Below are 22,917 nucleotides of genomic sequence, written 5' to 3'. Positions count from 1 at the left end.
CGTCATTTCAGGACGAGCCAGCCCGAGACGATGATGATCGCCGCGCCGAAGAGCGTGTGCATCTCCACCGGGGTCGCGAAGAGGAATACCCCGTAAAGGCAACCCCAGATGATCTGGCTGTACTGGAACGGCGCGACCACCGAGGCCTCGCCGACGCGAAAGGCACGCACCAGCAGCGCATGGCCGCCCAGCATCATCGCGCCGCCGGCCGCGGCATAAGCGAGAGCCGGACTGCCGACCGCCACCAGGCCGCCGGAGACAAACGCCACGGCGAGGGCGACGGGCGTCATCACCACGAGCACGCTGGCGACGAGCGCCTCGTCCGTCTCGGCCAGCTTGGCGCGGCGCAGCAGGATCAGCGAGAAGGCGAAGAAGACCGCCGAGCCGAAGGCCGCCGCATGGCCGAGATTGAGCGGTGCGACGCCCGGCTTCAGCGCCACCACGACGCCGGCGAAGCCGACCAGCACGCCGACCCAGCCGATGGCGGAGAGCCGTTCGCGCAGCAGGAAGAAACCCAGCACCGCGACGAGGATCGGCGTCAGGAAGGCGATGAGATAGGCTTCCGCCAGCGGCAGGCGCGCGAAGGAATAGTGGATCAGCAGCGTATCGAGCGCGAGCAGGAGCGCCCGCCAGAAGGCGAGCGCCGGCTGGCGCGGCACGAGGCGGCGCGTGCGGCCTGTGGCAAGCGCATGGAGAAGGAGCAGCAGGAGGGCCGCGGCGGTGACGAGGAACGTCACCTGCGGCGCGGGGATCGCCACGGCCATGATCTTCACGATGGCATCGGTCGCCGAGAATATGGCGAAGGCCGCGAGCACGAGCAGCGCGCCGCGGCCGTTCGACGGCACCAGAGGCGCGCCGTCGCCTTCACCCGCGGGAATGTCAACGGACATTGAAGCGGCCGAAGCGTTCCTCGATGCGGGACTGGGCGTATTCCAGGCAGATCGACAGGACCCAGTAGATCATCGAGGCGGTGATCAGCATCTCGATGTGGCGGAACTCGGTCTGGCCCTGGGTGCGGGCGAGATACATGATTTCCCAGACGCCGACGACGGAGACGAGCGAAGAATCCTTCAGCATCGCGATGAACTGGTTGCCGGTCGGCGGAATGATCACCCGCATGGCCTGCGGCAGGATGACGAGCGCCATGGTCTGGCTCGGGCTGAGGCCGAGCGCCGTCGCGCCCTCGGTCTGGCCGCGATTGATGCTCTGGATGCCGGCGCGGAAGATTTCCGTCATATAGGCGCCGTAGCAGAGCGACAGCGCGAGAATGCCGGCCGGCACCGCGCTGATCACATAGCCCACCTGCGGCAGGCCGAGATAGATGATGTAGATCTGCATCAGGAGCGGCAGGCCGCGGAAGAGCGAGGTGTAGAAGGTCGCAAGGCCGTAGATGACGCCGTTGCTCGACAATTTGGCGATGGCGCCCGCCAGCGCGATCACCGTGGCGATGACGATGGAGATCGCGGAAATGTAGAGCGTCGTCGTCACGCCCTGGGTGATGAGGAAGCCGATCTTCTTGGCAATGAAGGCGAAGGAGAGGTCGAAGGAATAGAAGAACAGCATCAGGAGCGCGAAGAGCTCGATCCAGACGCCGATCACCTGCTGGCGCCGGGAGAGCTGACGCAGCGCCTTCCAGTTGGCCGCGACGATGAGCGCGATCAGCAGGGCCGAGACGAGCCGGCCAGCCGTCGGGTTTTCCCCGAGCCAGTTTGCCGAGGACGGCAGGACATGGCCGATCCATGCGGAGCTGATGCCGAGGGAATAGAGCACCGCCACGACGATGGCGAGGATCAGCAGCCCGCCCGCCCTGCGCGAGGCTTCGGGATAGGTAAGTATCAGTCGGCCGATCATGGTCCGCCCTCTCCTGCTTCGTTTTCAGTTCCGCATGTCTGCGCAATCTGCCTCAGGCGGCGCGCTCGCGCCACCAGTCCTGCGCCTGGAGCTTCCAGTAGGTGAGCTGCGCCACCGCCAGGCCCGCGATCCCGCCGGCCCAGACGAGGCCGAAGGGCTCGTAGAGCCGGTAGCGTTCGCTTTCGCCGAGGATGCCCTCGGCGATGACCTTGCCGCCGATCGCCGTCGTGTTGAGGCCGTGCCCGCCGAAGGCGGTGCAATACCAGACGCCGGGGGCCATGCGCCCGATCTGGGGCATGAGGTGGCGCGCATAGGACATGAGACCCGACCAGGCGAGCTCCGTCTTCAGGCCGGCGAGCTGCGGATAGGTGCCGACCATCTCGGCGCGCAGCTCGCGCACGAGGCCGGCCGTCGAAGCCGCATGGGTGGTGATGCGGCCGCCCCACAGCAGCCGGCGGCCGTCGTCGACGACGCGGTAGTAGTCGCCCGCGCGGCGGTTGTCGCCGATGGCATTGGAGGTCGCGATGGCCGAGGCGATCAGCTCCGGGGCCTCCTCGCTGACCATGACATAGGTGGCGATCGGCAGGAAGGAGCGCTTCAGCCGCCCGTTGAGCGCGCCGGTATAGCCGCCCGTCGTGAAGAGCACGTCGCGCGCCTTCACCTCGCCGCCGGCCGTCTTCAGCCGCTTTTCCGCGCCGCCGAGATCGGAGGACGTCACCGGCGACTGCTCGCAGATGCGGCCGCCGAGGCGCTCGATCTCGCGGGCGATGCCGCGCAGATAGTTGAGCGGGTGCATGTGGAAGGCATTGGGATTGCGCAGCGCCTGGAAATAACGTTCCGACTTCAGCACCGCGCGAACTTCGTCGCGGTCCATGTATTCCAGACGGTAGTCGTATTCCTTCAGGGACTGTTCCGCATAAGCCTTGAGGCTGGCGCCGTCGTCATAGCGCAGCACGCTCATGATGCCCGGCTGCGGCTTGGCATCGACGATGCCGAGCGTGCTTATATTGTCGCGGATGAACTCGACGCCTTCCATGGAAAGCAGGTGGAGCTGGCGGGCCTTGTCCTTCCCGGCGACGCGGGCGATTTCCTCGCCGCCCGTGGCATAGCCAGGGCTGACGAAGCCGCCATTGCGGCCGGAGGCGCCGAAGCCGATGCTTTCGGCCTCCAGCACGACGACGCGCTTTCCGGCGCGGGCAAGCTGCAGCGCCGCGGAAAGGCCGGCAAGGCCGCCGCCGACGACCGCGACGTCGCACTCGACCGTGCCCGAAAGGGCCGTCCGCGCCGTCTGGTCCGCCATGGTTCTTTTGTAATAGGTGTCCGGATAGGCCATGATCACGCTCCCCCTCAGGCATGAAGGGCGCGGGCGAAGCCGCCCGCGCCGTCGGTTCAGTTCGCTCAGTCGGCGCTGTAGTCCTTGCCGTACCACTTGGTGGTGAGCGTTCCGAGCGTGCCGTCCTTCTTCATCTCCTCGATGATGCCGCCGACCTTGGCGGTCCATTCCGGATCGACCTTCTCGGCGATCACGACGAGCGGCTCACGGAAGGCATATTCGCCTTCGAGGACCTTGACCGGATAGCCGTTCTTGATGGCGTTCATGGCGGTCTGTTCCGGCGCGATCACCGCATCGAGGCGCACGCCGTTGCCGAGGCGCAGGTCATCGAAGGGCAGCATGGAATCGGCGAAGGTGCGAATCTCGCCCGGCTCGAGCTTGTACTCGATGGGCGGCAGGCCCGGCGCGTCGATCTCGAGGCGGCGGTTGATGAAGTCCTCGGAGGTCGTCGCCGTCTCGACGCCGATGACCTTGCCGTTGAGGTCGGTGACGGTCTTGGCGTCGCTGTCCTTGTGGACGACGTAGACATAGGGGCTGTAGTAGTAGATGCCGACGAAGTCGATCACCTGGGCGCGGGCCTTGGTGGGCGTCACCGAGCCGACGCCGAGATCGTAGCGGCCCTGCCAGCGGCCGCCGGTCAGCGTCTGCCAGTCGGGCGTCTCGAAGCTCACCTCGACGCCGAGGCGCTTGGCGATCTCGCGGGAGACGTCGATGTCGAAGCCGACCATCTCGTTGTTGTCGTCGAGGTAGCTCTGGGGCGGCCAGCCGCTGTTGGTGGCGACGACCATCGCCTTCTTTTCCATCACGCGGTCCAGGGTCTGGCCGGCATGGGCCGAGACGGCGGCTGCGACGAATGCGGCGCCTACGGCCAGTCGCATGAAGAGCTTTTTCATGTGGTCCTCCTTGTGATCCGTCAGCCGGGATCCCCATTTATGTAAGATGTCTGACAACTGAGTGTGACAAGACCTCCTTCCCCGAGTCAAGCGGGCTGAGCGTGCGATCCATGAAATAATCGGATGAAGGCATGTCGGCGAAGGATAACGCTTTGCCAGCGGACAACGGAGATGCCAGCCCTCAGGCTCCACGGGAATTTGCGCGGACGGCTTGCCGAAACGCCCGTCATGTGGTCTTCGAACCGGGTGAACTTCATCCCGGCAGGCAAGGCTGACTTTGCAGGAAGAGACGACCACCGACGACGCGCCGAGCCCGCGCATGCTCTCCTGGGCGCGCAACTCGACGATCTACCGCATCGAGCGACGCATGCACACGGAAAGGCAGCTCTTCGACGCGATCGCCCGCAAGGCGCGCGAGAAGTTCGAGGGCATCAGCGACGGGCAGGTCCGGGCGCTTGCGGATTTCGCGGTGAAATTCGCCTATGACAACAAGGCGCTGGACGACAAGGCCTATGCCGAGGCGGCCAGCCGTTCTGGCATGCGAAGCGGCAGGTCGCGGCGGGCCGTCGCCCGCAAACTTTCCCAGAAGGGCATCGCCGGCGACACCGCGACGGCCGCGGCGGCCGAAATCGACGATCTTCTTGCCGCGCTGGTCCTTGCCCGCAAACGCGCCTTCGGCCCCTTCCGCAAGGTGGAGCTCGACGAGAAGCGGAAAGCCAAGGAATTCTCCGCCTTCACGCGCGGCGGCTTCGGCTTCGACGTCACGCGGCAGGTGCTTTCCATGTCGCGGGACGAGGCCGAGGAAAGGCTGGGCGCGGGCGGCGGCTTCATGGCCTGAGCGGCCGCAGGGCGTTCCGCATCAGATGACCGCATAGGCGAAGAGGACGCCGATGATGACGATGGCGACCAGCCCGATCAAGAAACATTGATCGGCAAAATTCTCGAGGCGACGGCTGAGCGCCTCGTTGTCCTCGTATCGCAGCGAGAGATAGGACGTCACGGCGCTTGCGAGAAAGACCAGCGCCGAAAGGGCGGCATATTCGTCCACATGGCTCATCCCGCCGCGATTCTCGTTCAATTTCACGAGGCCGATCAAGGTCATGCATATGCCGATCATCGTTCCCGAAGTCGGCAGGATATGATGGGAAAGGGAAACGCCGGAGCGCTTGTTGTTTGCAGACATCGCCATCTCCGCGGCTGAGCGACCACCCGGTCGCCCGCGCCTTTAAGACGGCGGCCTGACATTTTGAAGGCAGCGCCCCTTATGGTGCGATCTCGACGACGTCCTGCAGCCGCACCAGTTCGAAATCGCTGATCAGGACATCCACCCGCAGCCGCCATTGCCCCGGCAGCGGCAGGACGGTGGTCTCGGCCCGCCACAGGCCGTCGGGCGACAGGGAGGCCTTGCGCCGCAGCGGCTCAACGCCGGCATTCGGCTTGGAGAAGACGAAGGTCACTTCCTTCGCCTCCATGGGCGAGAAGTCCGGCGCGAGGATCACGGCCGAGACATCGACCGGACCGGCACGCGCCGGATCGATCGTCACTTCCGCCATCGCCTTGGCCGAATGGATGTGGATGGAGACCGGCGGCGCAGCGGCGACGGCAAGCGCGCGCGGCGGCGGCGTGAACCTCCACGTCGCCGCGACCGCGAGGATCGCGAGCACCACCAGCGTTTCCAGCAGGACCATGCGGGACAGCCGGCGCATCGCGCGCGCTTCCCCTGCATGGGCGGGCCCGGTCAGGACCCAGCGATTGACCGCCACGATAGCGAACAGCACCAGCACCAGCGCCAGCTTGACGAGCAGCACCTTGCCATAGGCGGTGGAGAGAAGCGCCGCCGGATGCTCGACCTGCACGACAGCGAGCAGGACGCCCGCGACAACCAACACCGCCACGGCACAGGGAACGAGCCGGGCAAACCGGTCCAGCGCCCTGCGCCCCACATCGGCCCCTTCCCGCAAGGCGCAGACGAGCGGAACGAGAGAGCCGGCCCAGAGGGCGATCGTCAGCGCGTGCAGGAACACGGCGGGACGCATCATCCATTGCGGGCTTGCCGCGCTTGCATGGCCGCTCAGCGCCAGGGCAGCGCTGCCGGCGACGAGCGCGACCGCCGACGCCGTGCGCCCGGCGGCATTCCACCGCAAGCCCGCCAGCGCGACGAGGAAGGCGGCGCTCAGGACGGCGACCGTCCAACCGAAGCTCGTCCCCAGCCCGGCCCGCCAGACGGAGGGGTCGATGATATTCGAAAGCGGCCGGCCGAGGGCGTCGAGGCCCTGCAGGCCGGCGGAGACGAGCGTCGCAACAAGACCGATCGCCATCGCCGCGCCGGCGATCCGCCGTCCGCCCTGCCCCGCCGGGATCAGCCAGCGGATGACAAAGGCGCTGCCGATGCCGAGGAAGAGGCCGATATAGAGCCCCGTCCGTGCCAGCCAGAGCGCTGCGCGGACAAGCCAGTCGACACCATCCCCCGCCGAGGGCGGGGACGCGCTCGGCGTGCCGATCGAGAAGATCGTCGATCCCGAGACGGGATGGCCGTCTTCGGAAACGACGCGCCAGGTGAGGACATAAGTGCCGTTCTCGAGCCCTGCGGGCGGGGTGATCTCCAGGGTACGGTCGCGCAGCGCGAAATCACGGAGCGGCGAGGCAACGCCGCTGGGCAGGACCAGCCGCAGCACGAGCGGGGAGACCGGCTCGCTGAACGACAGCGAGAGCGTCTTCGGCGCGGCATTGAGCACGGCATTGTCAGCCGGCGAGGCGCCCGTCAGGGCGGCATGCGCCATGGCCGCCGCCGTCAGACAGCACCAGAACCAGCCGGCCAGCAGCGCCAGCACGGCGGATCGGCAAAGACTGCGGTTTCGCACGGTCAACCTCCGAATTTCCGGTACGGGCCGGCGCCCGACGGCACCGGCCCGCATCGCTTAATGACCGCCCGCCGCTTCCAGCAGCTTGACCTCGGGGGCCGGCAGTTCCAGGTCGTCGGCCGACTGGCCTTCCGCCGGGATTTCGATCCAGCGCTCGGCAAGGCCATCGCCGCATTCCTGCACGACGGGGAAATAGAGCGTTTCGCCCGCCTTCAAATCCTTCGTCAGATAGACGCGCAGCACGAACTCGTCATATTCGTCGTCGCCGAGGCTGCCGCCGCTCCACACGATCTCCTTCACGCCCTCGCTCGTCGGGGTGCCGTAGTAATCGTAGGACTTGTCATAGGCGCCCTTGACCTTCTCCAGGGTCCATCCTGCCTTGGGCTGCGGCTTCACGGCAATGACCCCTTCGGGAATCTTGACGCGGACGACATGGGTCGGCTTGCCTTCGCAGCCATGCGGCACCTGGAAAATCGCCCGGTAGGTCGAGCCCACCGGCGCTTCCCGCACTTGCAGCGAGACATGCGCAAGGGCGGTGGATGCGCCGAGGACGAGAAGAGCCGTCGCGGCAAGGGTCTGTTTCAACATTTCGGTCTCCGATGCTGCCGGTCACTCTGCCGGCAAGGAATGGAATAAGGATGTTTTCCTGAAAGAACGCGCCGTCTCCGGGCCCGAAGGGCGATGGCCCTCCGCGTGCCGCGCCGATTGCCGACGCTTTCGCGTCGGGCGGAATCGATCATGCGACTGGAGAAGACGGTAGTGGCTCGGCGATCAGGCGGCGAGCGGCGGCGCGCGCGGATTGCCCGGCAGACGATCCAGCATGGACCGCAGATGCAGCACCTTCCTTGCGACGATGCGCTGCGAAGGCTGAATAAGCGGATTGAAAAAGATCGCAGCAGTCCTGCCCGTCGGCACGAAGCCGAGCGCCATCGTGCAGGCGATCGTGCAGCAATCGGGAAGCGGCGAACGGTCCCTGTCCTGCCCCGGCTCGGGTGCATGGCCTTCGGCACCGGTGATGCAGAGCGGGTTTCCGAAGCTGTCCAGCGCAGGCATGGCGCTGTGGGCGGCAAGGGCTGCGGAGCCGAGGAGAGCCTGCAACGCGAGAAGGATGGCGACAGCGACTGCCACCATGCCCGATCTGCCTCGTTGCCCGCGTTTTCTCATCTTGCCCTCACCCCGGCAGTCATATCAGCCTCGCCGGGGCGTGAACAGATACGGGAGCAGGTCCTCGTTGTCGCACCGGGCAAGGGGCGGGAACAATGATGCTGCAGATTCTTTCGCCCGAGAACGAGCCTCCAGGTTCATCGCCTCAACGACGCAATGGACCATCGTGATCTGCAGGGCAGAACTGTCAGAAGATCGGTCAGGTTGTTGGCGGGAAGGCCGAAGTATAGGGAGCGAGCGGTGGAAATCGGCCGGCTCTTTCCCGGAGCGGGCCGATCACGACTTCAGGCCGTAAGGTCGATTTCCATGCCAATGCCCTTTTCGCGGGCTCTTGCGACGATCAGGTCGCCGATCGCCAGATCCTGCACGGCAAGGCCGACGGAATTGAACAGCGTGATCTCTTCGGCCGAAGTCCGGCCCAAAGCAGCACCGGTGATGACGTCGCCGATCTCGGTCGCGGCCTGTTCCGCGGTGATCGCACCGTCGGCGATGGCAAGGAGAAGGTCGCCGGAATCGTGCATCGCCATCGGGACGCTGTCGAGGAAGACGCGGCCCCTCGCCATGCCGGCGGAATCGATCTCGCGATGATCCGGGCGCGGCGGCGCTCCCACGGCATTGATGTGCTGCCCCGGCCTGAACCAGGCGCCCTTCACATGCGGCTCGCGGGAAGGGGTCAGCGTGCAGACGACATCGGCCTCGGCGAAGACATTCTCCGGCGAAGCGGCGCCCTCCAGCACGAGTTCGGGACAATCGCGGCCGACGCGTTCGATGAAGCGGGCGACGGTGGCGGCCGAACGCGACCAGACGACGACGCGCTCGATCCCACGCACCTCCCGGATGGCGCGAACATGCTCGACGGCAAGGTCGCCCGCACCGATCAGCCCGAGCACGCGGCTGTCGGGACGAGACAGGTGGCGCGTGGCGACAGCGCTCGCGGCGGCCGTCCGGATGCGGGTGGGAATCTGGCCATGGAAGATCGCCACCGGCGCGCCGGTCGCCTGCGAGACGAGCAGCGCGACCGAGCGCTGCATGGGAAGGCTGCGGCCCGGATTGTCAGGAATGTCGGCGAGCAGCTTGACCACGGCAAGCCCCTGCCGGTCGGCAAGCGCAGGCATCGCCAGGAAGGCTCCGCTGCTGGAGGGAAGCTTCATCGCGACGGCCGCCGGCTGCGCAGCCTTGCCGCTGGACATGTCGGCGTGAGCCGCTTCCACCGCCTCGATGACCTCCGCCATGGTGACCAGCCCTTCGATCTCGGACCGGGAAAGCACGAGGGTCGTGCGCGGATCGGTTCTGTTAGCGGCTTCCATCGGCGTTCTCGCTGGCTCGGGTGATATCGGGAATTCGTATCATGCAGGAAGGGCTCCTCCGCCCTTCGCGATGACACGCTACGGCCATATTGTATGCAATGTCAATTGTGATTTGATTACATATAAGCCGAAGCTTGATACCAAATTTCTCCGCCGAGAGTGGTTCTGGCAGCGGCAATTCCAGCGAACCAAGGGAGTATGGCCTGCGAAGTTACGGGAGATTCTGAAATGGCAAGAATCCTGAGTCAGACTAGCATGCCCAAAATCATCGTATGCAAAACAAGGATACGTATTAAAGTTACAGTGGTACGCGAGCCTAACGCAAGAAGCCCACGGCATTGACGCCCTCGCAGAAATCGGCGCCGGTGGCGGCCGGCAACGCCAGCCGCCGTGCGACGGTCAGATCATGCCGCCATTGGCGCGGAGTGTCTGGCCGTTGATCCAGCCACCATCTGGCCCGGCGAGGAAGGCGACGGCGGCGGCGATGTCCTCCGGCGTGCCGAGGCGCTCCAACGGGTTCATCTTCGCCATGCGTTCGACCAGCTCGTCCGACTTGCCGTTGAGAAAGAGGTCGGTGGCCGTCGGGCCAGGCGCGATGGCATTGACGGTGATGCCGCGGCCACGCATCTCCTTGGCCATGATCGCGGTCAAGGTTTCCACCGCCGCCTTGGTCGCCGCATAGACACCATAGGTCTCAAGCTTCAGGCCGACGACGCTGGTCGAGAAATTGACGACGCGTCCACCGCTGCGCAGACGCCTTGCCGCCTCGCGCAGCGTGTTGAACGTGCCCTTGAGGTTGACATCGATCTGACGGGTAAAATGGGCATCATCCGCGTCAGCCAGCGGCGAGAGCATCATGACGCCGGCATTGTTCACCAGCACGTCGACACCGCCATAGGCAGCTGCTTCCGCGCTGTCGAAAAGGCGGCGCACGGCCTGCGCATCGGAAACGTCGCCCTGCGCGATGACGGCCTTGCCGCCGGCCTGCTCGATCCTGCGCACGACGCCCTCGGCGGCGCTCGCATTGCCGGCATAGTTGACGATGACGCTGAAGCCGTCCCGGCCGAGCCGCTCGGCAATGGCCGCGCCGATCCCGCGCGATGCCCCGGTGACGAGGGCAACCTTGTTCTGGTTCGTGGACATGCTCTTCTCCTTCGGTTTTCAGCAACGCGTGTGTTCGATGAAGAAGACATTGCCACTTTCTCAAATGCGGATAATCGGCCATTATCCGGCTTCACTTTCCGAAGTAAGAGAACAATGGAAATGGACAAGCTGGAAGCCATGCGGGTCTTCGCCCGCGTCGTCGAGCGCCGCAGCTTCACCCTTGCAGCGGAAGATACGGGACTGCCGCGATCGACGGTGAGCGATGCGGTGAAGGATCTGGAAGCACGCCTCGGCGTTCAGCTCCTCCAGCGCACGACGCGCCATGTCAGTCCGACGCTGGACGGGGAGGCCTATTACCGCCGTTGCCTCGCGATCCTTTCCGATATCGAGGATGCCGAGGGCGCGTTTGCCGGCGCAAAGCCGAAGGGGTTGCTGCGCGTCGATGTCCACGGCACGCTCGCGCGCCACTTCGTCTTGCCGAACCTGCCCGACTTCCTCATCCGATATCCCGACATCGAAATCTATATGAGCGAGGGGGATCGCCTAGTCGATCTCGTCCGCGAAGGCATCGACTGCGTCCTGCGGGTCGGCGCGCCGCAGGATAGCGACATGGTGGGACGAACGGTCGCCATGCTCGACGAGGTCACGCTGGCCGCCCCAGCCTATATCGCCCGCCATGGCACGCCGCAGCATCCCGATGCACTCGACGGCCACCAGATGATCGGCTTTCGCTCCAGCGCCACAGGCGGCGTGCTGCCGCTCGAATTCGTCGTGGGTGGAGACTTGCGGGAGATCGTCCTGCCCGCCACCGTTTCGGTAAATGCGGCCGAAAGCTATGTCGCCGCCGCCAGGCTTGGTCTCGGCCTGATCCAGATCCCCCGCTATCATGCGGAGATGGCGATTACGGCGGGGGATCTCGTAGAAGTGCTTGCGGACTTTCCGCCCACGAGCACGCCGGTCTCGCTCCTCTACCCACGCAACCGGCAGCTTTCGCCGCGCGTGCGCGTGTTTGTTGACTGGATCGTCTCTCTCTTCAAGCAGCGCGGTTGAAAAGGACGCATCACAAATCGTCTCTACCGCGACCACCCGCATGAACGACGGGAGAGCCGGTAACCTCTCTGTCCAGCACCGTATCTGCCGTATCGTGCAATACGGCCGCGCACCTAGACGACACCCCAGGCGCGAAAACGCCCCCTGCCCGTCATCTCGCGCAGCCCGAGTTCGCGGATGATGCGCAAGGCCGCCTGCGGGGTGACGTCGAGCGCCTCGGCGACCATGCCGGCCGAAACCATCGGCCGTGCCAGGACCAGATCGATGAGGCCGGGCAGGTTCGATGAGGCTCGCCGCCCGACGAGCTTGCGCTCCATCATGGTGCGCGCCAGCGTCAACCGGTCATGTTCCTTCAGCCCCAGTTCCGCGGCCGCGCCAAGGGCATGCAGCATGGCCGAGATCCTGATGTCGCGATCGACGTGCCGGCGCCGGTCGACAGGAATGCTCTTCAGGCCGAGATTGAAGGCCGCGAGATGGGGGCCGGTGGTAAGTGCGGCCTGGCGCAATATGCTGCCGGCAAGCTGCCGGCCGAGCCAGGCCCCATGCTGCAGGACGCCGAGAACATTCCACGCATCGAGGGCGAGGACCGCCTGCAGCACCGGCGGCAAATTGCCGATCTCGGCCAGCACGGCGCGCCATTCCTCCAGACGCGCATCCTCATCCCAATCCGCCTCGTAGACGAGCGCTTCCCGCTCGCGCACGCGACCGGAAGCCTTCGTCTCCGCCATCATCGCCTCCGACCGCGCCAGCAAGGCATCGATCGCCGCAAGTTCGCGGGCCAACGGATCCGACATATCCTCGCCGACATCGTCGCTCCCCTGCGCCACCGCCACAGCATCCGCCGCCCCTCCCCCGCCGTCACGGACTGACTGGCCGCCATCAACCCCACCCGCCCTGCAAAGGTTGTTCAGGCCTTGCGCCGACAAGGCCCAATCGGATGGCTGCGCGGCGATACGACGCCGGGTTCTGAGGACGTCGGACGCAATGGTCAATTCATGGGTGGGAGCGCGAACGTCATGCGCCGCATCATGCAGGACGAGATCCTCGAGATGGACGAGCTCACCATCGACCCAGAGCGATGCGCAGGCATCCGTGAAATGCATGCGCTCGATCCATCCCTGACCGACCGGGGAGCGGGCAACTCGCTCATCGAGGCGCGCCAGCGCCACTTCCGCGTCAGAAAGCGGCTGAAGCAGGCGTTGGATAGGCAATTTCGCAGGATCGTAACGCATTGAATTCATGGTAAGCGATTTTCCAAACGAACGCTATGTGGGCGATAACGTTCACCACATGAGGTTTCGATAAGAAGAGGACCAGGAATAATGAGAGGGGATACTCGGATTTCGGCGTGCAGTGGCCGTTCCCGTCGGTGAGACCGCGTAAATTCACACGCTCCGACTCACCTCGTTCCGCTAATGACACCATAGAGACGTTTACGAACGATTGATAGACTTCCCGTCCATACAAGGGTTTGCGAGATCGCCGATACGCCCGGCCATCCGGCACCTCATGGAGCGCTATCGGTTCCCCACCAGAGGCAAAACACTGAATAGCCGAGTCGCTTTCCATAGCAACGGGCACGGATGATCAGCGGTAGCGCTACCACCAACGGATACTGGCCTCCCCTGCTCGTCATGCCACCGGAAAGACAGATCTGGTCGCCTGCAACAAACGGCCATTCATCATCCTCAACTTCTCACCCGAAGGCCCAGAGGATCGTACAGCGGCTCCAAGTGAATGGTCGCAGGTGTGCGCTCCATCGCGACGACGAGCTCGTAAACGCCGTCTTTCAGGAAGGCATCGTCTACGCCCTCCGAGCGGCAGACATAGCCATAACCGATGCCCTTGCCGATCGTGTCGCCATATCCTCCACTCGTGAGATATCCCACCGGCTCACCATTTCGCAGGATCGTCTCGCGGCCGAGAAGGACGATGTTCGGGTCGTCAACCGTAAAGCCGACGAAGGCCTTTCTTTGCGGTTGCCCCTTTGCGGCCTCCAGCGCAGAGCGGCCGAGAAAGTCTCCCTTCTCGCGCAACTTCACCGCCCAGCCGAGACCGGCCTCGAAGGGCGTATCGTTCGGCGTGATATCCGCTCCCCAAGCCCGATATCCCTTTTCGAGACGCAGCGATTCAAGCGCGCGATAGCCGACAGGCCGGATATCGGATGACGTCCCCGTCTTCATCAGCACGTCGAAGACATCGATCAAAGCGTCCATCGGCATGTGTAACTCCCATCCGAGTTCCCCGACATAGGTGATGCGCAATGCGCGGACGGTATGACCGGCTATGGCAATCTCCCGCACATGGCCGAAGGGAAAACCGGCATTGGACACATCCGCATCCGTAACCGCCGCAAGCACCGTCCGCGCCTTCGGCCCCATCAGTGAGAGCACGCCATACTCTTCCGTCACATCATGGAGCGTGACATCGGAGCCTGCTGGAATATGGTCCGCTATCCAGCCAAGATCATGCGTGCGAAAGCCGGTGCCTGTCACGATATAGAATGCATCCTCGGACAGCCGCGCGACCGTCAGGTCCGCGGCAATGCCGCCGCGGCTGTTGAGAAGCTGCGTATAGGTGATGCGGCCTGCCGGCTTTGAAATGTCATTGGCGCAAATCCAGTCGAGGGCCTTCACGGCATCAGGCCCCCTCATCTCATATTTGGCAAAGGACGACTGATCGAAAATACCGACCGCTTCGCGCACGTGCCGATGCTCCGAGTTTACGGCGGTAAACCAATTCTGCCGGACCATGGAATAGACGTCCCTCGCCGCCACTCCCTGCGGCGCAAACCAGTTCGGCCGCTCCCAACCGAGCTTCGAGCCAAAGACCGCCCCCCTTCCCTTCAAGCGATCATAGAGCGGTGAGACGATACGCGGGCGGCCGCTCTCGTATTCCTCATGGGGAAAGGTGATCGCATAGTGCTTCCCATAGGCTTCCAGCGTGCGGTCGAGCACCCATTGACGGTCCCTGTGCAGGTCGCTGAACCGGCGAATATCGACGGACCAGAGATCGAGCGGCGCCTCCCCGTCGATGATCCATTGGGCCAGCACCCACCCTGCCCCGCCGCCGGAGGCGATGCCGAAGGCGTTGAAACCCGCCCCGACGAACATGTTCCGGCATTCCGGAGCAGCGCCGAGAATGAAGTTGCCGTCGGGCGTAAAGCTCTCCGCGCCGTTGATCATCTGCCTGACGCCGACATTCTCCAGTGCCGGCACCCGGGCGATCGCCTCGACCATATGCTGTTCAAAATGATCGTAGTCGTCATCGAACAACCGAAAGGCCCAGTCGGCCGGCACGTCGCCGGTCGTCCAGGCCTGTGGGTTCGGCTCATAGCCGCCCATGACCAGGCCGCCGACTTCCTCCTTGAAATAGGTACGCCGGTCCGGATCGCGCACCGTGGGCGCATCCACGGCGAGCCCCGGAAGCCGCTCGGTGATGATATACTGGTGCTTCACCGGTTGGAGAGGCACATTGACGCCCGCCATCGCCCCGACCTGCCTTGCCCATTGCCCCGCGCAGTTGACCACCGTCTCGCAGGCAATATCCCCCATCGTCGTGCGCACCTTGTGGATTCGCCCATCCTGCAGATCGAAACCGGTGACGCGCACGTGTTCGAAGATCTTCGCGCCATGCATGCGGGCGCCCTTGGCAAGCGACTGCGTGATATCGGATGGGCTCGCCTGCCCGTCCGTCGGCAGGAAGCTTGCACCCACGAGGTCGCCGACCTCCATCAGAGGCCAGAGGGCCTTCACTTCTTCCGGCGACAGCAGATGCATGTCCATGCCGAAGCTTCCCGCCGTCGTGGCAAGGCGGCGGAACTCCGTCCAGCGATCCCGGTTCGTCGCGAGCCGAAGGCAGCCCGCCATCTTCCAGCCGGTCGCAACGCCGGTCTGGTGTTCGAGATCCTTGTAGAGATCGACCGAATATTTCAGCACGCGGGTGATCGAAGCCGACGAGCGCAACTGGCCGACAAGACCGGCGGCATGCCAGGTGGAGCCGGAGGTCAGGGCCTCCTGCTCCAGAAGAATGACATCCGCCTTATGGTCGCGCGCGAGATGAAAGGCCGTCGAGCAGCCGATGATGCCGCCACCAATGATGACGATAGCGGCATGGGAAGGCAGGGTCATTTGAGGCGTTTCCCGTAGGTCGTTCGGTAGTGATCGAGCGCCTCTTCGAGGCGGACAAGATTGCTTGCCGCATGGCCGGCATAATCCGCACCGGGCACGGCAAGATGCAGTTCGGACACCATCGCCCACATGGATTCGCGCAGAAGCGAGGCGCATTGCATGGCAGCATGCGCACGCCGCATTTCGAAGGAAGGCCGAGAGCCGGAATAAACGGTCAGAAAATCCTCGGCGATGTCTGCGGGCAACTCGGCATTGGATGTGACGCCGGCAAGATCGAACATGGCCGTCGAGAAGCCGGCATATTCGAAATCGATCAGCCAAAGCCGCTCCCCGTCATCGAGGATATTGGCGGGAAGCAAGTCGTTGTGGCCAAAGACGATAGGCAGCGGAAGCTGCGCCGCCTCCAGTTCCTCGGCCAGTTCGAGATAGGCCGGTACCTGCCGCAGCATGCGGCTGCCGCCGATGCTCAGCGTTCGGGCATAGTCCCGCACCACATGAAAGGGCCAGAACAGGAAAGCCGCGCCCTCGACCTCCCTTGGCATGGCTATATGAAAGCGACGCAGGAGGTCAGCAATCCGGCGATAGTCACTGGCCACATCACCGGCGCAGAGCGGTCGAGCGCCCAGATAGGCTGAGACCATAACGCCTTGTGCGGAATAGAGAATTTCCGGTCCGAATCCTGCGACGTGCGCTGCCCGCGCCGTCATGAGCTCTCGGTCGCGATAGACATGATGGAACGGATAGTCCCGCCCGAACCGAACGACGTGCCGCCGGGCCTGATCAGCCACCAGATAGCTCTCATTGCTGATGCCGCCGGGAAGGGGCGAAATTTCTATGGATCCGCGCCAGCAGGGCAGGGCGCGAATTCGCTCCTCAACGACGCGGTCGAGCCCGTCGCCTTCCATCGATACTCCTCCCGCGGATCGGCTGGTTGCGAGGCCCCTCTCACCGCGACCGAAGTCCCTTGCCGGCTCTTTCGCCTTATTAGCGCAATGTCATGCTCTCCCTGCGCCGCTGTCAATCGGGGGTATGTGGTTTTTTATGTTTTTATGACTGATTATGCGGCTTTTCTTGCCAGCAGGTCCGTAAAAGCTTATGAAAATAGACGTACTCTTCTGCGGAATCCCACGAATATGAACTACTCCAAGCGTCACAGTGACATTCTTCGCCTTCTCCAGCAGGACGGAACGGTGTCCATTTCCGACTTGGCAAGAAGGCTCGATGTCTCGCTGGAAACCGTTCGCCGCGATATCAAGCCGCTGACAAGCAGCGGAACGGTCGTGAAGATGCACGGCGCCGTCGCGTTGCCCTCCATCCTCGGCGAGGCGCCGTTCGAAAAGCGCATGCGGGAGAACAGCGATGCAAAGAAGGCGATCGCCGTCGCCATGGCCGCGACGATCCGCGACGGCGACTCGATCATGCTCGATACGGGCACGACGACCAGTTACCTCGCCCGCGAACTGCTCGGCCACCGCCGCCTGACCGTCGTGACCAATTCCTCGGATATCGCGCGCACGCTGTCTACCATCAACGACAACCGCGTCTATATGGCGGGCGGCGAGCTGCGGAGCGACAACGGCGCGGCCTTCGGCGTCTCGGCAATCGAGTTCATCAGCCACTTCACCGTGGGCCATGCGGTCATAACGACGGGCGCGATCGATGCGGAAATCGGCGTGATGGATTATGATCTGGAAGAAGCCGAGTTCGCGAGGGCCGTCGTCTCCCGTGGCAAGCGCGCCGTGGTCATTACCGACCACACCAAGTTCGGCCGGCAGGGCTTGGTCCGGGTCTGCGAATTCGGCGCGCTTACCGAGCTCTTCACCGATCGGATACCACCACGCGATATCGGTTCAGCGCTCAAAACGGCCGGCGTCGCCGTGGTTCTCGCGAGCTGAGTTTACCGCCGTAAACGCGAGCTTATTCAGGCAGGCGCGCATCACCCAGATCGATATTCAGGAAGGATGCCATGGCGTCGGCGACGATCGCATGGTCGATGCGCTCCGGCACCCCCGAGACGGTCACCGCTCCGACGCAGCCCAGCTCGGCAACGAAAAGTGGAACGCTGCCGCCGTGGGTGGCGAAATCGGCATAAGAGAGATTGCGCGCCTCGACCTGGTCCCGGCCGGAAAGCGCAAGGCGCCTGCCGACGAGATAGGAAGCGCTCCACAGGCGCAGCACCGTGTTGCGCTTGCGGCGGATCCATTCGGCATTGTCGGTCGTGGTGCCGGGCAGAGCCACATGAAAGAGCGTCCGGTCCCTGAGAGAGATATCGATCGCCACGCCCGCGCCGCGGGCAAGCGCCACCTCGCGCACCCGGTTGCCGAGCGCCCATGCGTCCGCCGGGCCGAAGCTGGTAAAACGCAGCAAGCGTTCCTGTTCCTCCAGCCGCCGGATATCCTCTGCAATCGCTTCGGTCATGACCATCTCCTTCGAATACGCCGACGATTCCTATCGGGAGTTTCCGGCAAGAGGAAGAGGCATTGACGGAGATCAAGCTTGCCTTGCGCGGATACGATAGAGTAGGGGCTAAGCATAGCCATGGAGCCTCCATGCCCGACGGTCTTTTCGTTCCCGCCATCCTCGCGCTGCTCTTCACGCCGGGGCCAACCAATACCCTGCTGACTGTCGGCGCCGCTGCGCGGGGCTGGCGCGCGAGCCTTCCTCTTCTTCTCGGCGAGCTCTGTGGCTATCTTGCTGTCGTCATCCCTTTGACGACTGTTGCCGCGCCTCTTTTCAACGAGCATCCACCGCTCGCTATGGGCCTTCGCGTTCTCGCTGCATGCTGGGTGCTGTTTCTGGCGATCCGGATGTGGCGCGTTTCAGCGGCAAAAGCGCCTGAAGGGCTGACGTCTGCGGTCACGGTTCGCCAGGTCTTCCTGACGACGATGCTCAATCCGAAAGCACCGATCATCGCACTCGCGATCATGCCGACCGGGAACCTCATGGAGATCGCGCCGGCACTCGGTCTCTTCAGCCTGCTCGTCCTATGCGCGGGGGCAAGCTTCCTGGCATTGGGGAGTATCGCCGGACGAGCACCGGTCGTGTCGCCGCGCCTCGTCTATCGCGTGGCGGCCATCTTCCTGGTCGTCTTTTCGGTCGGGCTTGCCGGCAGCGCGTCAGGCATGCTCTGATCAGACATCCTCGGCGTGATGCATGCGGAAGAGTTCCTGCTGCACCTCGTCCTGAAAGGCCAGGACGGCGGTGCGTGCCTGGTTTTCGCTCGAACCGAGCTTGCGCAGTTCTTCCGCCAATTCCCGGCACACCCTTATCCAGTAGAGGCGCGCATCCTCTCCCTGAAGCCCGTCCAGCTCGCCGGCACAATGGCGGATCTGGGCCGTCCGGCGTTCGGCCGGAAACGGAACGACGGTATCGGTGGCGATGGAACGGCGGCGCGGCTGGACCGAGGCGAGTGGCGGCATTGATTCGGGCTTCCTTTTCGTCCACCCATGATTAGGAACCCTATGGTTAACATGCCGTTTCCAAAGTGGATTTACCGCCTCACTCCGTATCAGCCCGCCTGTTTCGCCGGCACTCCGCCCGTTCGCAGAAGGGCCATCAGCATCGGTCCGAGGGAGAACTCCCGCCGTTCCGCCTTACGGGTGAGATCGCGGAGATAGCCGCCAGCCGAGATGATATGGCCCGAGCGCTCGAGGATGCAGGCAATCACGGTCGCCGCATTTTCCGGCCCGAGCGCCTGGCAGGCCTCCTCGTAGGCAGAGGGGCTGACCGCCAGCATCGAGCGCACCACGACGGCGGCCGTCATCAGATCGCGCCAGCTCGAAATGCTGCCACCCGGTCCGAACGGCACGATTTCGGGGCAAGCCTGCAGAACGAGCCCAAGCGGGAAGGGCTTTGGAGGTTGCAACCGCGCAGAATCGCCTGGGAGTGGTGCACGCTGGCTGGTTGGCTGCATCCCCTCGCGGCTGGCTTCCCGCTCGCCGGTTCTTGTCGGCTCTTTCATGCTCGTCTGATGCGACAGCAACGGCTCCACGCCAAGATTTTCCTCCCGCTTCCTTTCAAAGCGATGTTCAGAATCAGAAATAGATTCGGATTGTGAATTCTGTTTGTGCCGCTCAATATGGCCGGCATTGCCGGCCGTATTTTGCAAAATAATCTGCTGTTCCAGATATTTGAGGATTTCCGTCCGCAAGGTTTCGAGTGCGTCGAGGATCGGCTCCAGGATTTCCGTCGTGGCGACGCGCGGCAAGGCGTCCACCTGCCGGCGATATTCCGCTTCGTACTGCGTCCAGTCACCGGCAAGGCCGTCTTCCAGCGCCGTGCCGATCAGCTTCGTGATGTCGCGGCGCACCAGTGTCACGCGCTCGCGCAGACGCTGAAGCAACAGACGCTCGGCGGTGACCTCGGCGGCCAGCGTTTCGATCTCTCTTGCCCGGGCAAGGAGGGGTGCGAGCGAGAAGCCGAATGCTTCGCCGATCATGCCATGCCGGTCGCGGCGGACGTAGCGTTTGCCGTTCGGGCTGTCCCTGCGGGAGAGGAGACCGGCTTCCACGAGCGCGGCAAGATGCCGGCGCAGCGTGGTTTCCGCCATGCCATGCGTGCGCAGCGAGAGCTGGGCATTCGATGGGAACACCACCAGCCCGTCGCTGCCGTTAAGATCGGTCTTCGGATAAAAGCTCATCAGCGCGTTCAGCACCGAAAGCGAACGGTCGCTGATGCCGAGCTTCGGCCGTGCCTCGCAAAGCGAGCGATATAGCTTCCATTTGTCGACGCTGGCTTCCGGCGCGATCTTTTTCGCGATCGCCTGGCTTGCCAACATGCCGAGCGTCATTGTCCGCCGCCCGAAAGGCGTCGTAATGCCGTCCATCTCCATGTCTCTTCACCTTTCAGCAGGCAAAAGAGACCCCATCACCGAAACCGGTGCCGAAAAGGCTTGACTGTGATTCGGGGAAGTGCGATTCTCAGGCTGCTAAACGATGAGAAGGGCTTCCGCGACGGTAACGTTGAGGGGGCCTTTTTCTTTTGCGGATCAATCTCCTGATTTCTGTTTGTTTTCCGTGCGATACGCCTCGTAGAGGCGATCCAGATTACGGGTGATGTAAGCGCCGAAGGCCGCGGCTTCCGCCGCCTTCAGGGCAATCGTGTATTGCCGGCCGTTCGTCTTGATCGAGGCTTCCACAGCGCCATCCTTGCGATGCCAGGTGGCCGGTGCCAGCTTTGCGGCGGCTGGCGTCTCATGGCGCGCGAGATGGCTGTTGAGAAGGTTGAAGCGTTCCTCCGGCGGGCGGGTCCGGATGCGTTCGCGCGCCAGGAACTCCACGGCCTTGTCTTCATTGGCAGGATCGTCGAAACGCGTCGCCAGCTCGTGCCAGCGGTCGCGGCCGATGGAAAGGGCAGGGCCGATGCCGGCGCGCACGCCTTTCGGAATGCGGTTCACGACCGAAAGCATCTTCGAAACGGTCGTCTTGTCGGCGCTGAGAGCCGACATGATCGTCTCGCGATCGAAGCCGCGCGTCTCCAGTTCCCCGGCAAAGGTCGCCCGCTCGAGGAAGGAAAGATCTGCGCGCGCGCTGTTCTCCTGGCCCTGGGCGATGACATGGTCGCGGTCGGTCAGCGACTTGACGATGGCACGCACCGGCCGGCCGAGCAGCCGGGCGGCTTTGGCGCGGCGGTGACCGAAGGCGATCTGGTAGGTGCCGTCCTTCGTGGGATGCGGGCGCACGAGGATCGGCGAATCCTGGCCGCGCACGCGCATCGCCTCGACGAGTTCCTGGAATTCCTGATCGGAATGAACCAGGCGGTCGGAAATGAAGGATTCCTCGATCTGGTCGGGCTCAAGCTCGATGACGACCTCGCCGGCGGCAAGCTTCGCCTCGATTTCCTTTGCCGCATCGGCCTTGGCTGCGAGTGCATCGATGCTCCGCGTGACCGCCCCCAGCGCGCCGATGCCCTTGTAGGTGATCGACGGGCGCTGTTCTTCCTGTCCCGGATTGGACGAATCCGCCGGCTCGGCCGACGGGTTCATCAGGTTGGACAGAACGTTCTTGCGCGCCATGATCAACGCCCCCATGCCTTGTGAATGAGATCGACGATCTCCGAATTGACCGCTTCCATGGATTCAAGAGCCCGGTCGTAAGTGGCCCGTGTGAACTGGCTGCGCTCGACCTCGTAGAGCGTCTGGTTGGTGAGCGCCGCATCGGCGATGGCGACGCTTCGCACCATCGTGCTGGTCAGCACATGCTGCTTGAAAAGCGAGCGCATGAAGGCGACCATCTGCGTCTGCGGGCCATCGGCCGGGTCGTAGCGGGTGACGAGATAGCGCAGCCAGTCGAGGTTCATGTTGCCGCCCGCGCTTTTCAGCGTGTTCAGCACCTCGCCCAGCATCTGCAGGAACTGGCACATGGACATCACGTCGAGCATCTGGGGATGCACGGTGATCAGCACCGCCGTCGCGCCGCAGATCGCGCTCATCGTCAGGAAGCCGAGCTGCGGCGGGCAGTCGATCACCACCACGTCGTAATCGTCGGCGACCGAGGACAGCGCCTCGTCCAGCCGGGCGAAGAAGATGCGACCGTAGTCGCCGCTGTTGCCCTGCGCGAGGATGCGCGGCGTGTCGTGCTCGAACTCCATCAGCTCGAGATTGCCCGGCACGATGTCGAGGCCGGGGAAGTTGGTCTTGCGGATGATCTCCTTCAGCGGCCGGCGCTGGTCGTCGTAGCGGATGGCGCCATAAAGGGTCTCGTTCTCGTCGACGTCGAATTCCGGCTGGAAGCCGTGGATGGCCGAAAGGCTCGCCTGCGGGTCGAGATCGACGGCAAGGACGCGATGGCCGGTCAGGGCGAGATGCTGCGCCAGATGCGCGGTCGTCGTCGTCTTGCCGGAGCCGCCCTTGAAGTTCACCACGGCGATGACCTGCAGATGCTCGGCACCGCGCCGGCGCGGCACGTAGCGCTGGCCACGGCTGTTCTGCTCGAGATATTCGCGCATCTCCTGCAACTGCTGGGCCGTATAGGACCGGCGGCCGGAAGGGGTGACCTGCGGCAGGGGGCCCTTGGATTCCAGCGACAGGTTGCGCAGGTAGCCGCTGGTGACGCCGAGGAAATGCGCAGCCTCGCTCAGCTGGAACTGGCGCAGGCCCTTTCGCGCGACGGGCGGGAACATTTCCAGCCGGTGCTGCTTCAGCTTGTCTGAAAGCTCATGGGCCTGTCCGATGATCAGCTGATCGACCTCGGAAATTGCCTGTCCAAACGTTGCGGCCATATTCAT

Annotated in this window: 22 protein-coding genes; 4 read left to right on the top strand and 18 right to left on the bottom strand. The window is 64.1% G+C overall.

The genetic code is table 11. The features are described from left to right. Positions 1-2 precede the first annotated feature (2 nt). The 4 genes from ShzoTeo12_RS17570 to ShzoTeo12_RS17555 all read right to left on the bottom strand — a co-directional run bounded on the left by ShzoTeo12_RS17570 (position 3) and on the right by ShzoTeo12_RS17555 (position 4,077). Positions 3-890 carry a DMT family transporter gene (locus ShzoTeo12_RS17570; RefSeq protein WP_318913221.1) on the bottom strand — a complete coding sequence of 296 codons (888 nt, stop codon included), beginning with the start codon at positions 888-890 and terminating at the stop codon, positions 3-5. Beyond that, entirely contained in the window at positions 880-1,851 is a 972-nt protein-coding gene (locus tag ShzoTeo12_RS17565) for an amino acid ABC transporter permease (protein ID WP_119255429.1), read from the bottom strand. Before ShzoTeo12_RS17565 ends, ShzoTeo12_RS17570 begins: the two co-directional genes overlap by 11 nt. Before the next feature lie 52 nt (positions 1,852-1,903). Next, entirely contained in the window at positions 1,904-3,184 is a 1,281-nt protein-coding gene (locus tag ShzoTeo12_RS17560) for an FAD-binding oxidoreductase (RefSeq protein WP_318913219.1), read from the bottom strand. Between the two features lie 65 nt (positions 3,185-3,249). After that, on the bottom strand, positions 3,250-4,077 hold the full coding sequence (locus ShzoTeo12_RS17555) for a transporter substrate-binding domain-containing protein (RefSeq protein WP_318913218.1): 828 nt from the start codon (positions 4,075-4,077) through the stop codon (positions 3,250-3,252). A 277-nt stretch (positions 4,078-4,354) separates the two neighbouring features. Between ShzoTeo12_RS17555 and recX the strand changes: the two genes are divergently transcribed. Further along, positions 4,355-4,915 (top strand): recombination regulator RecX, encoded by a 561-nt coding sequence (gene recX / locus ShzoTeo12_RS17550; protein ID WP_318913217.1) that lies wholly within the window; start codon positions 4,355-4,357, stop codon positions 4,913-4,915. 21 nt (positions 4,916-4,936) lie between these two features. On the opposite strand, the gene ShzoTeo12_RS17545 is transcribed toward recX, so the two are convergent. From ShzoTeo12_RS17545 to ShzoTeo12_RS17520, 6 genes are all read right to left on the bottom strand, one after another. Continuing rightward, the gene (locus ShzoTeo12_RS17545) at positions 4,937-5,260 is read right to left on the bottom strand and encodes a hypothetical protein (RefSeq protein WP_119255425.1); all 324 of its coding nucleotides are present in this window, start codon (positions 5,258-5,260) and stop codon (positions 4,937-4,939) included. 79 nt (positions 5,261-5,339) lie between these two features. Further along, a complete protein-coding gene (locus tag ShzoTeo12_RS17540) occupies positions 5,340-6,938 on the bottom strand; it encodes a copper resistance CopC/CopD family protein (protein ID WP_318913216.1) in 1,599 nt (532 codons plus the stop codon). Positions 6,939-6,995: 57 nt separating this feature from the next. After that, positions 6,996-7,526, bottom strand: a complete 531-nt coding sequence (locus ShzoTeo12_RS17535) for a YcnI family protein (protein WP_318913214.1) — start codon at positions 7,524-7,526, stop codon at positions 6,996-6,998. A gap of 183 nt (positions 7,527-7,709) precedes the next feature. Next, positions 7,710-8,069, bottom strand: a complete 360-nt coding sequence (locus tag ShzoTeo12_RS17530) for a hypothetical protein (RefSeq protein ID WP_318913212.1) — start codon at positions 8,067-8,069, stop codon at positions 7,710-7,712. A 317-nt stretch (positions 8,070-8,386) separates the two neighbouring features. Next, positions 8,387-9,409, bottom strand: a complete 1,023-nt coding sequence (locus ShzoTeo12_RS17525) for an ornithine cyclodeaminase family protein (protein ID WP_318913211.1) — start codon at positions 9,407-9,409, stop codon at positions 8,387-8,389. Positions 9,410-9,808: 399 nt separating this feature from the next. Beyond that, positions 9,809-10,552, bottom strand: a complete 744-nt coding sequence (locus tag ShzoTeo12_RS17520) for an SDR family oxidoreductase (RefSeq protein ID WP_318913209.1) — start codon at positions 10,550-10,552, stop codon at positions 9,809-9,811. 120 nt (positions 10,553-10,672) lie between these two features. On the opposite strand from ShzoTeo12_RS17520, the gene ShzoTeo12_RS17515 reads away from it, so the two are divergent. Further along, positions 10,673-11,563 carry a LysR family transcriptional regulator gene (locus ShzoTeo12_RS17515; RefSeq protein ID WP_318913208.1) on the top strand — a complete coding sequence of 297 codons (891 nt, stop codon included), beginning with the start codon at positions 10,673-10,675 and terminating at the stop codon, positions 11,561-11,563. Positions 11,564-11,676: 113 nt separating this feature from the next. Here the strand turns inward: ShzoTeo12_RS17515 and ShzoTeo12_RS17510 are convergent, their stop codons facing one another. The 3 genes from ShzoTeo12_RS17510 to ShzoTeo12_RS17500 all read right to left on the bottom strand — a co-directional run bounded on the left by ShzoTeo12_RS17510 (position 11,677) and on the right by ShzoTeo12_RS17500 (position 16,598). Next, positions 11,677-12,804, bottom strand: a complete 1,128-nt coding sequence (locus tag ShzoTeo12_RS17510; RefSeq protein ID WP_318913206.1) for an RHE_PE00001 family protein — start codon at positions 12,802-12,804, stop codon at positions 11,677-11,679. Between the two features lie 447 nt (positions 12,805-13,251). Then, entirely contained in the window at positions 13,252-15,693 is a 2,442-nt protein-coding gene (locus ShzoTeo12_RS17505; RefSeq protein ID WP_318914384.1) for an FAD-dependent oxidoreductase, read from the bottom strand. Then, the gene (locus tag ShzoTeo12_RS17500; RefSeq protein WP_318913205.1) at positions 15,690-16,598 is read right to left on the bottom strand and encodes a phosphotransferase; all 909 of its coding nucleotides are present in this window, start codon (positions 16,596-16,598) and stop codon (positions 15,690-15,692) included. Before ShzoTeo12_RS17500 ends, ShzoTeo12_RS17505 begins: the two co-directional genes overlap by 4 nt. A 228-nt stretch (positions 16,599-16,826) precedes the next feature. Between ShzoTeo12_RS17500 and ShzoTeo12_RS17495 the strand changes: the two genes are divergently transcribed. Beyond that, positions 16,827-17,588: a DeoR/GlpR family DNA-binding transcription regulator gene (locus ShzoTeo12_RS17495; protein WP_318913203.1), complete on the top strand. Its 762-nt coding sequence runs from the start codon at positions 16,827-16,829 to the stop codon at positions 17,586-17,588. A gap of 22 nt (positions 17,589-17,610) precedes the next feature. On the opposite strand, the gene ShzoTeo12_RS17490 is transcribed toward ShzoTeo12_RS17495, so the two are convergent. Further along, complete coding sequence (locus tag ShzoTeo12_RS17490) at positions 17,611-18,111, bottom strand: heme-degrading domain-containing protein (protein ID WP_318913202.1); 501 nt, start codon at positions 18,109-18,111, stop codon at positions 17,611-17,613. 131 nt (positions 18,112-18,242) lie between these two features. Between ShzoTeo12_RS17490 and ShzoTeo12_RS17485 the strand changes: the two genes are divergently transcribed. After that, positions 18,243-18,824 carry a LysE family translocator gene (locus tag ShzoTeo12_RS17485; RefSeq protein WP_318913201.1) on the top strand — a complete coding sequence of 194 codons (582 nt, stop codon included), beginning with the start codon at positions 18,243-18,245 and terminating at the stop codon, positions 18,822-18,824. On the opposite strand, the gene ShzoTeo12_RS17480 is transcribed toward ShzoTeo12_RS17485, so the two are convergent. The 4 genes from ShzoTeo12_RS17480 to repA form a co-directional block, all read right to left on the bottom strand. Continuing rightward, positions 18,825-19,112, bottom strand: coding sequence for a DUF6074 family protein (locus ShzoTeo12_RS17480; RefSeq protein ID WP_318913199.1), 288 nt, complete (start codon positions 19,110-19,112; stop codon positions 18,825-18,827). An 89-nt stretch (positions 19,113-19,201) separates the two neighbouring features. Next, entirely contained in the window at positions 19,202-20,524 is a 1,323-nt protein-coding gene (repC, locus tag ShzoTeo12_RS17475) for a plasmid replication protein RepC (protein ID WP_318913198.1), read from the bottom strand. Between the two features lie 156 nt (positions 20,525-20,680). Continuing rightward, a complete protein-coding gene (gene repB, locus ShzoTeo12_RS17470) occupies positions 20,681-21,706 on the bottom strand; it encodes a plasmid partitioning protein RepB (protein ID WP_318913196.1) in 1,026 nt (341 codons plus the stop codon). Between the two features lie 2 nt (positions 21,707-21,708). Next, positions 21,709-22,917 carry a plasmid partitioning protein RepA gene (repA, locus tag ShzoTeo12_RS17465; RefSeq protein WP_119255412.1) on the bottom strand — a complete coding sequence of 403 codons (1,209 nt, stop codon included), beginning with the start codon at positions 22,915-22,917 and terminating at the stop codon, positions 21,709-21,711.

Source organism: Shinella zoogloeoides, from assembly GCF_033705735.1.
Lineage (GTDB): Bacteria > Pseudomonadota > Alphaproteobacteria > Rhizobiales > Rhizobiaceae > Shinella > Shinella zoogloeoides_A.
This window is presented reverse-complemented; position numbering and strand designations above follow the sequence as displayed.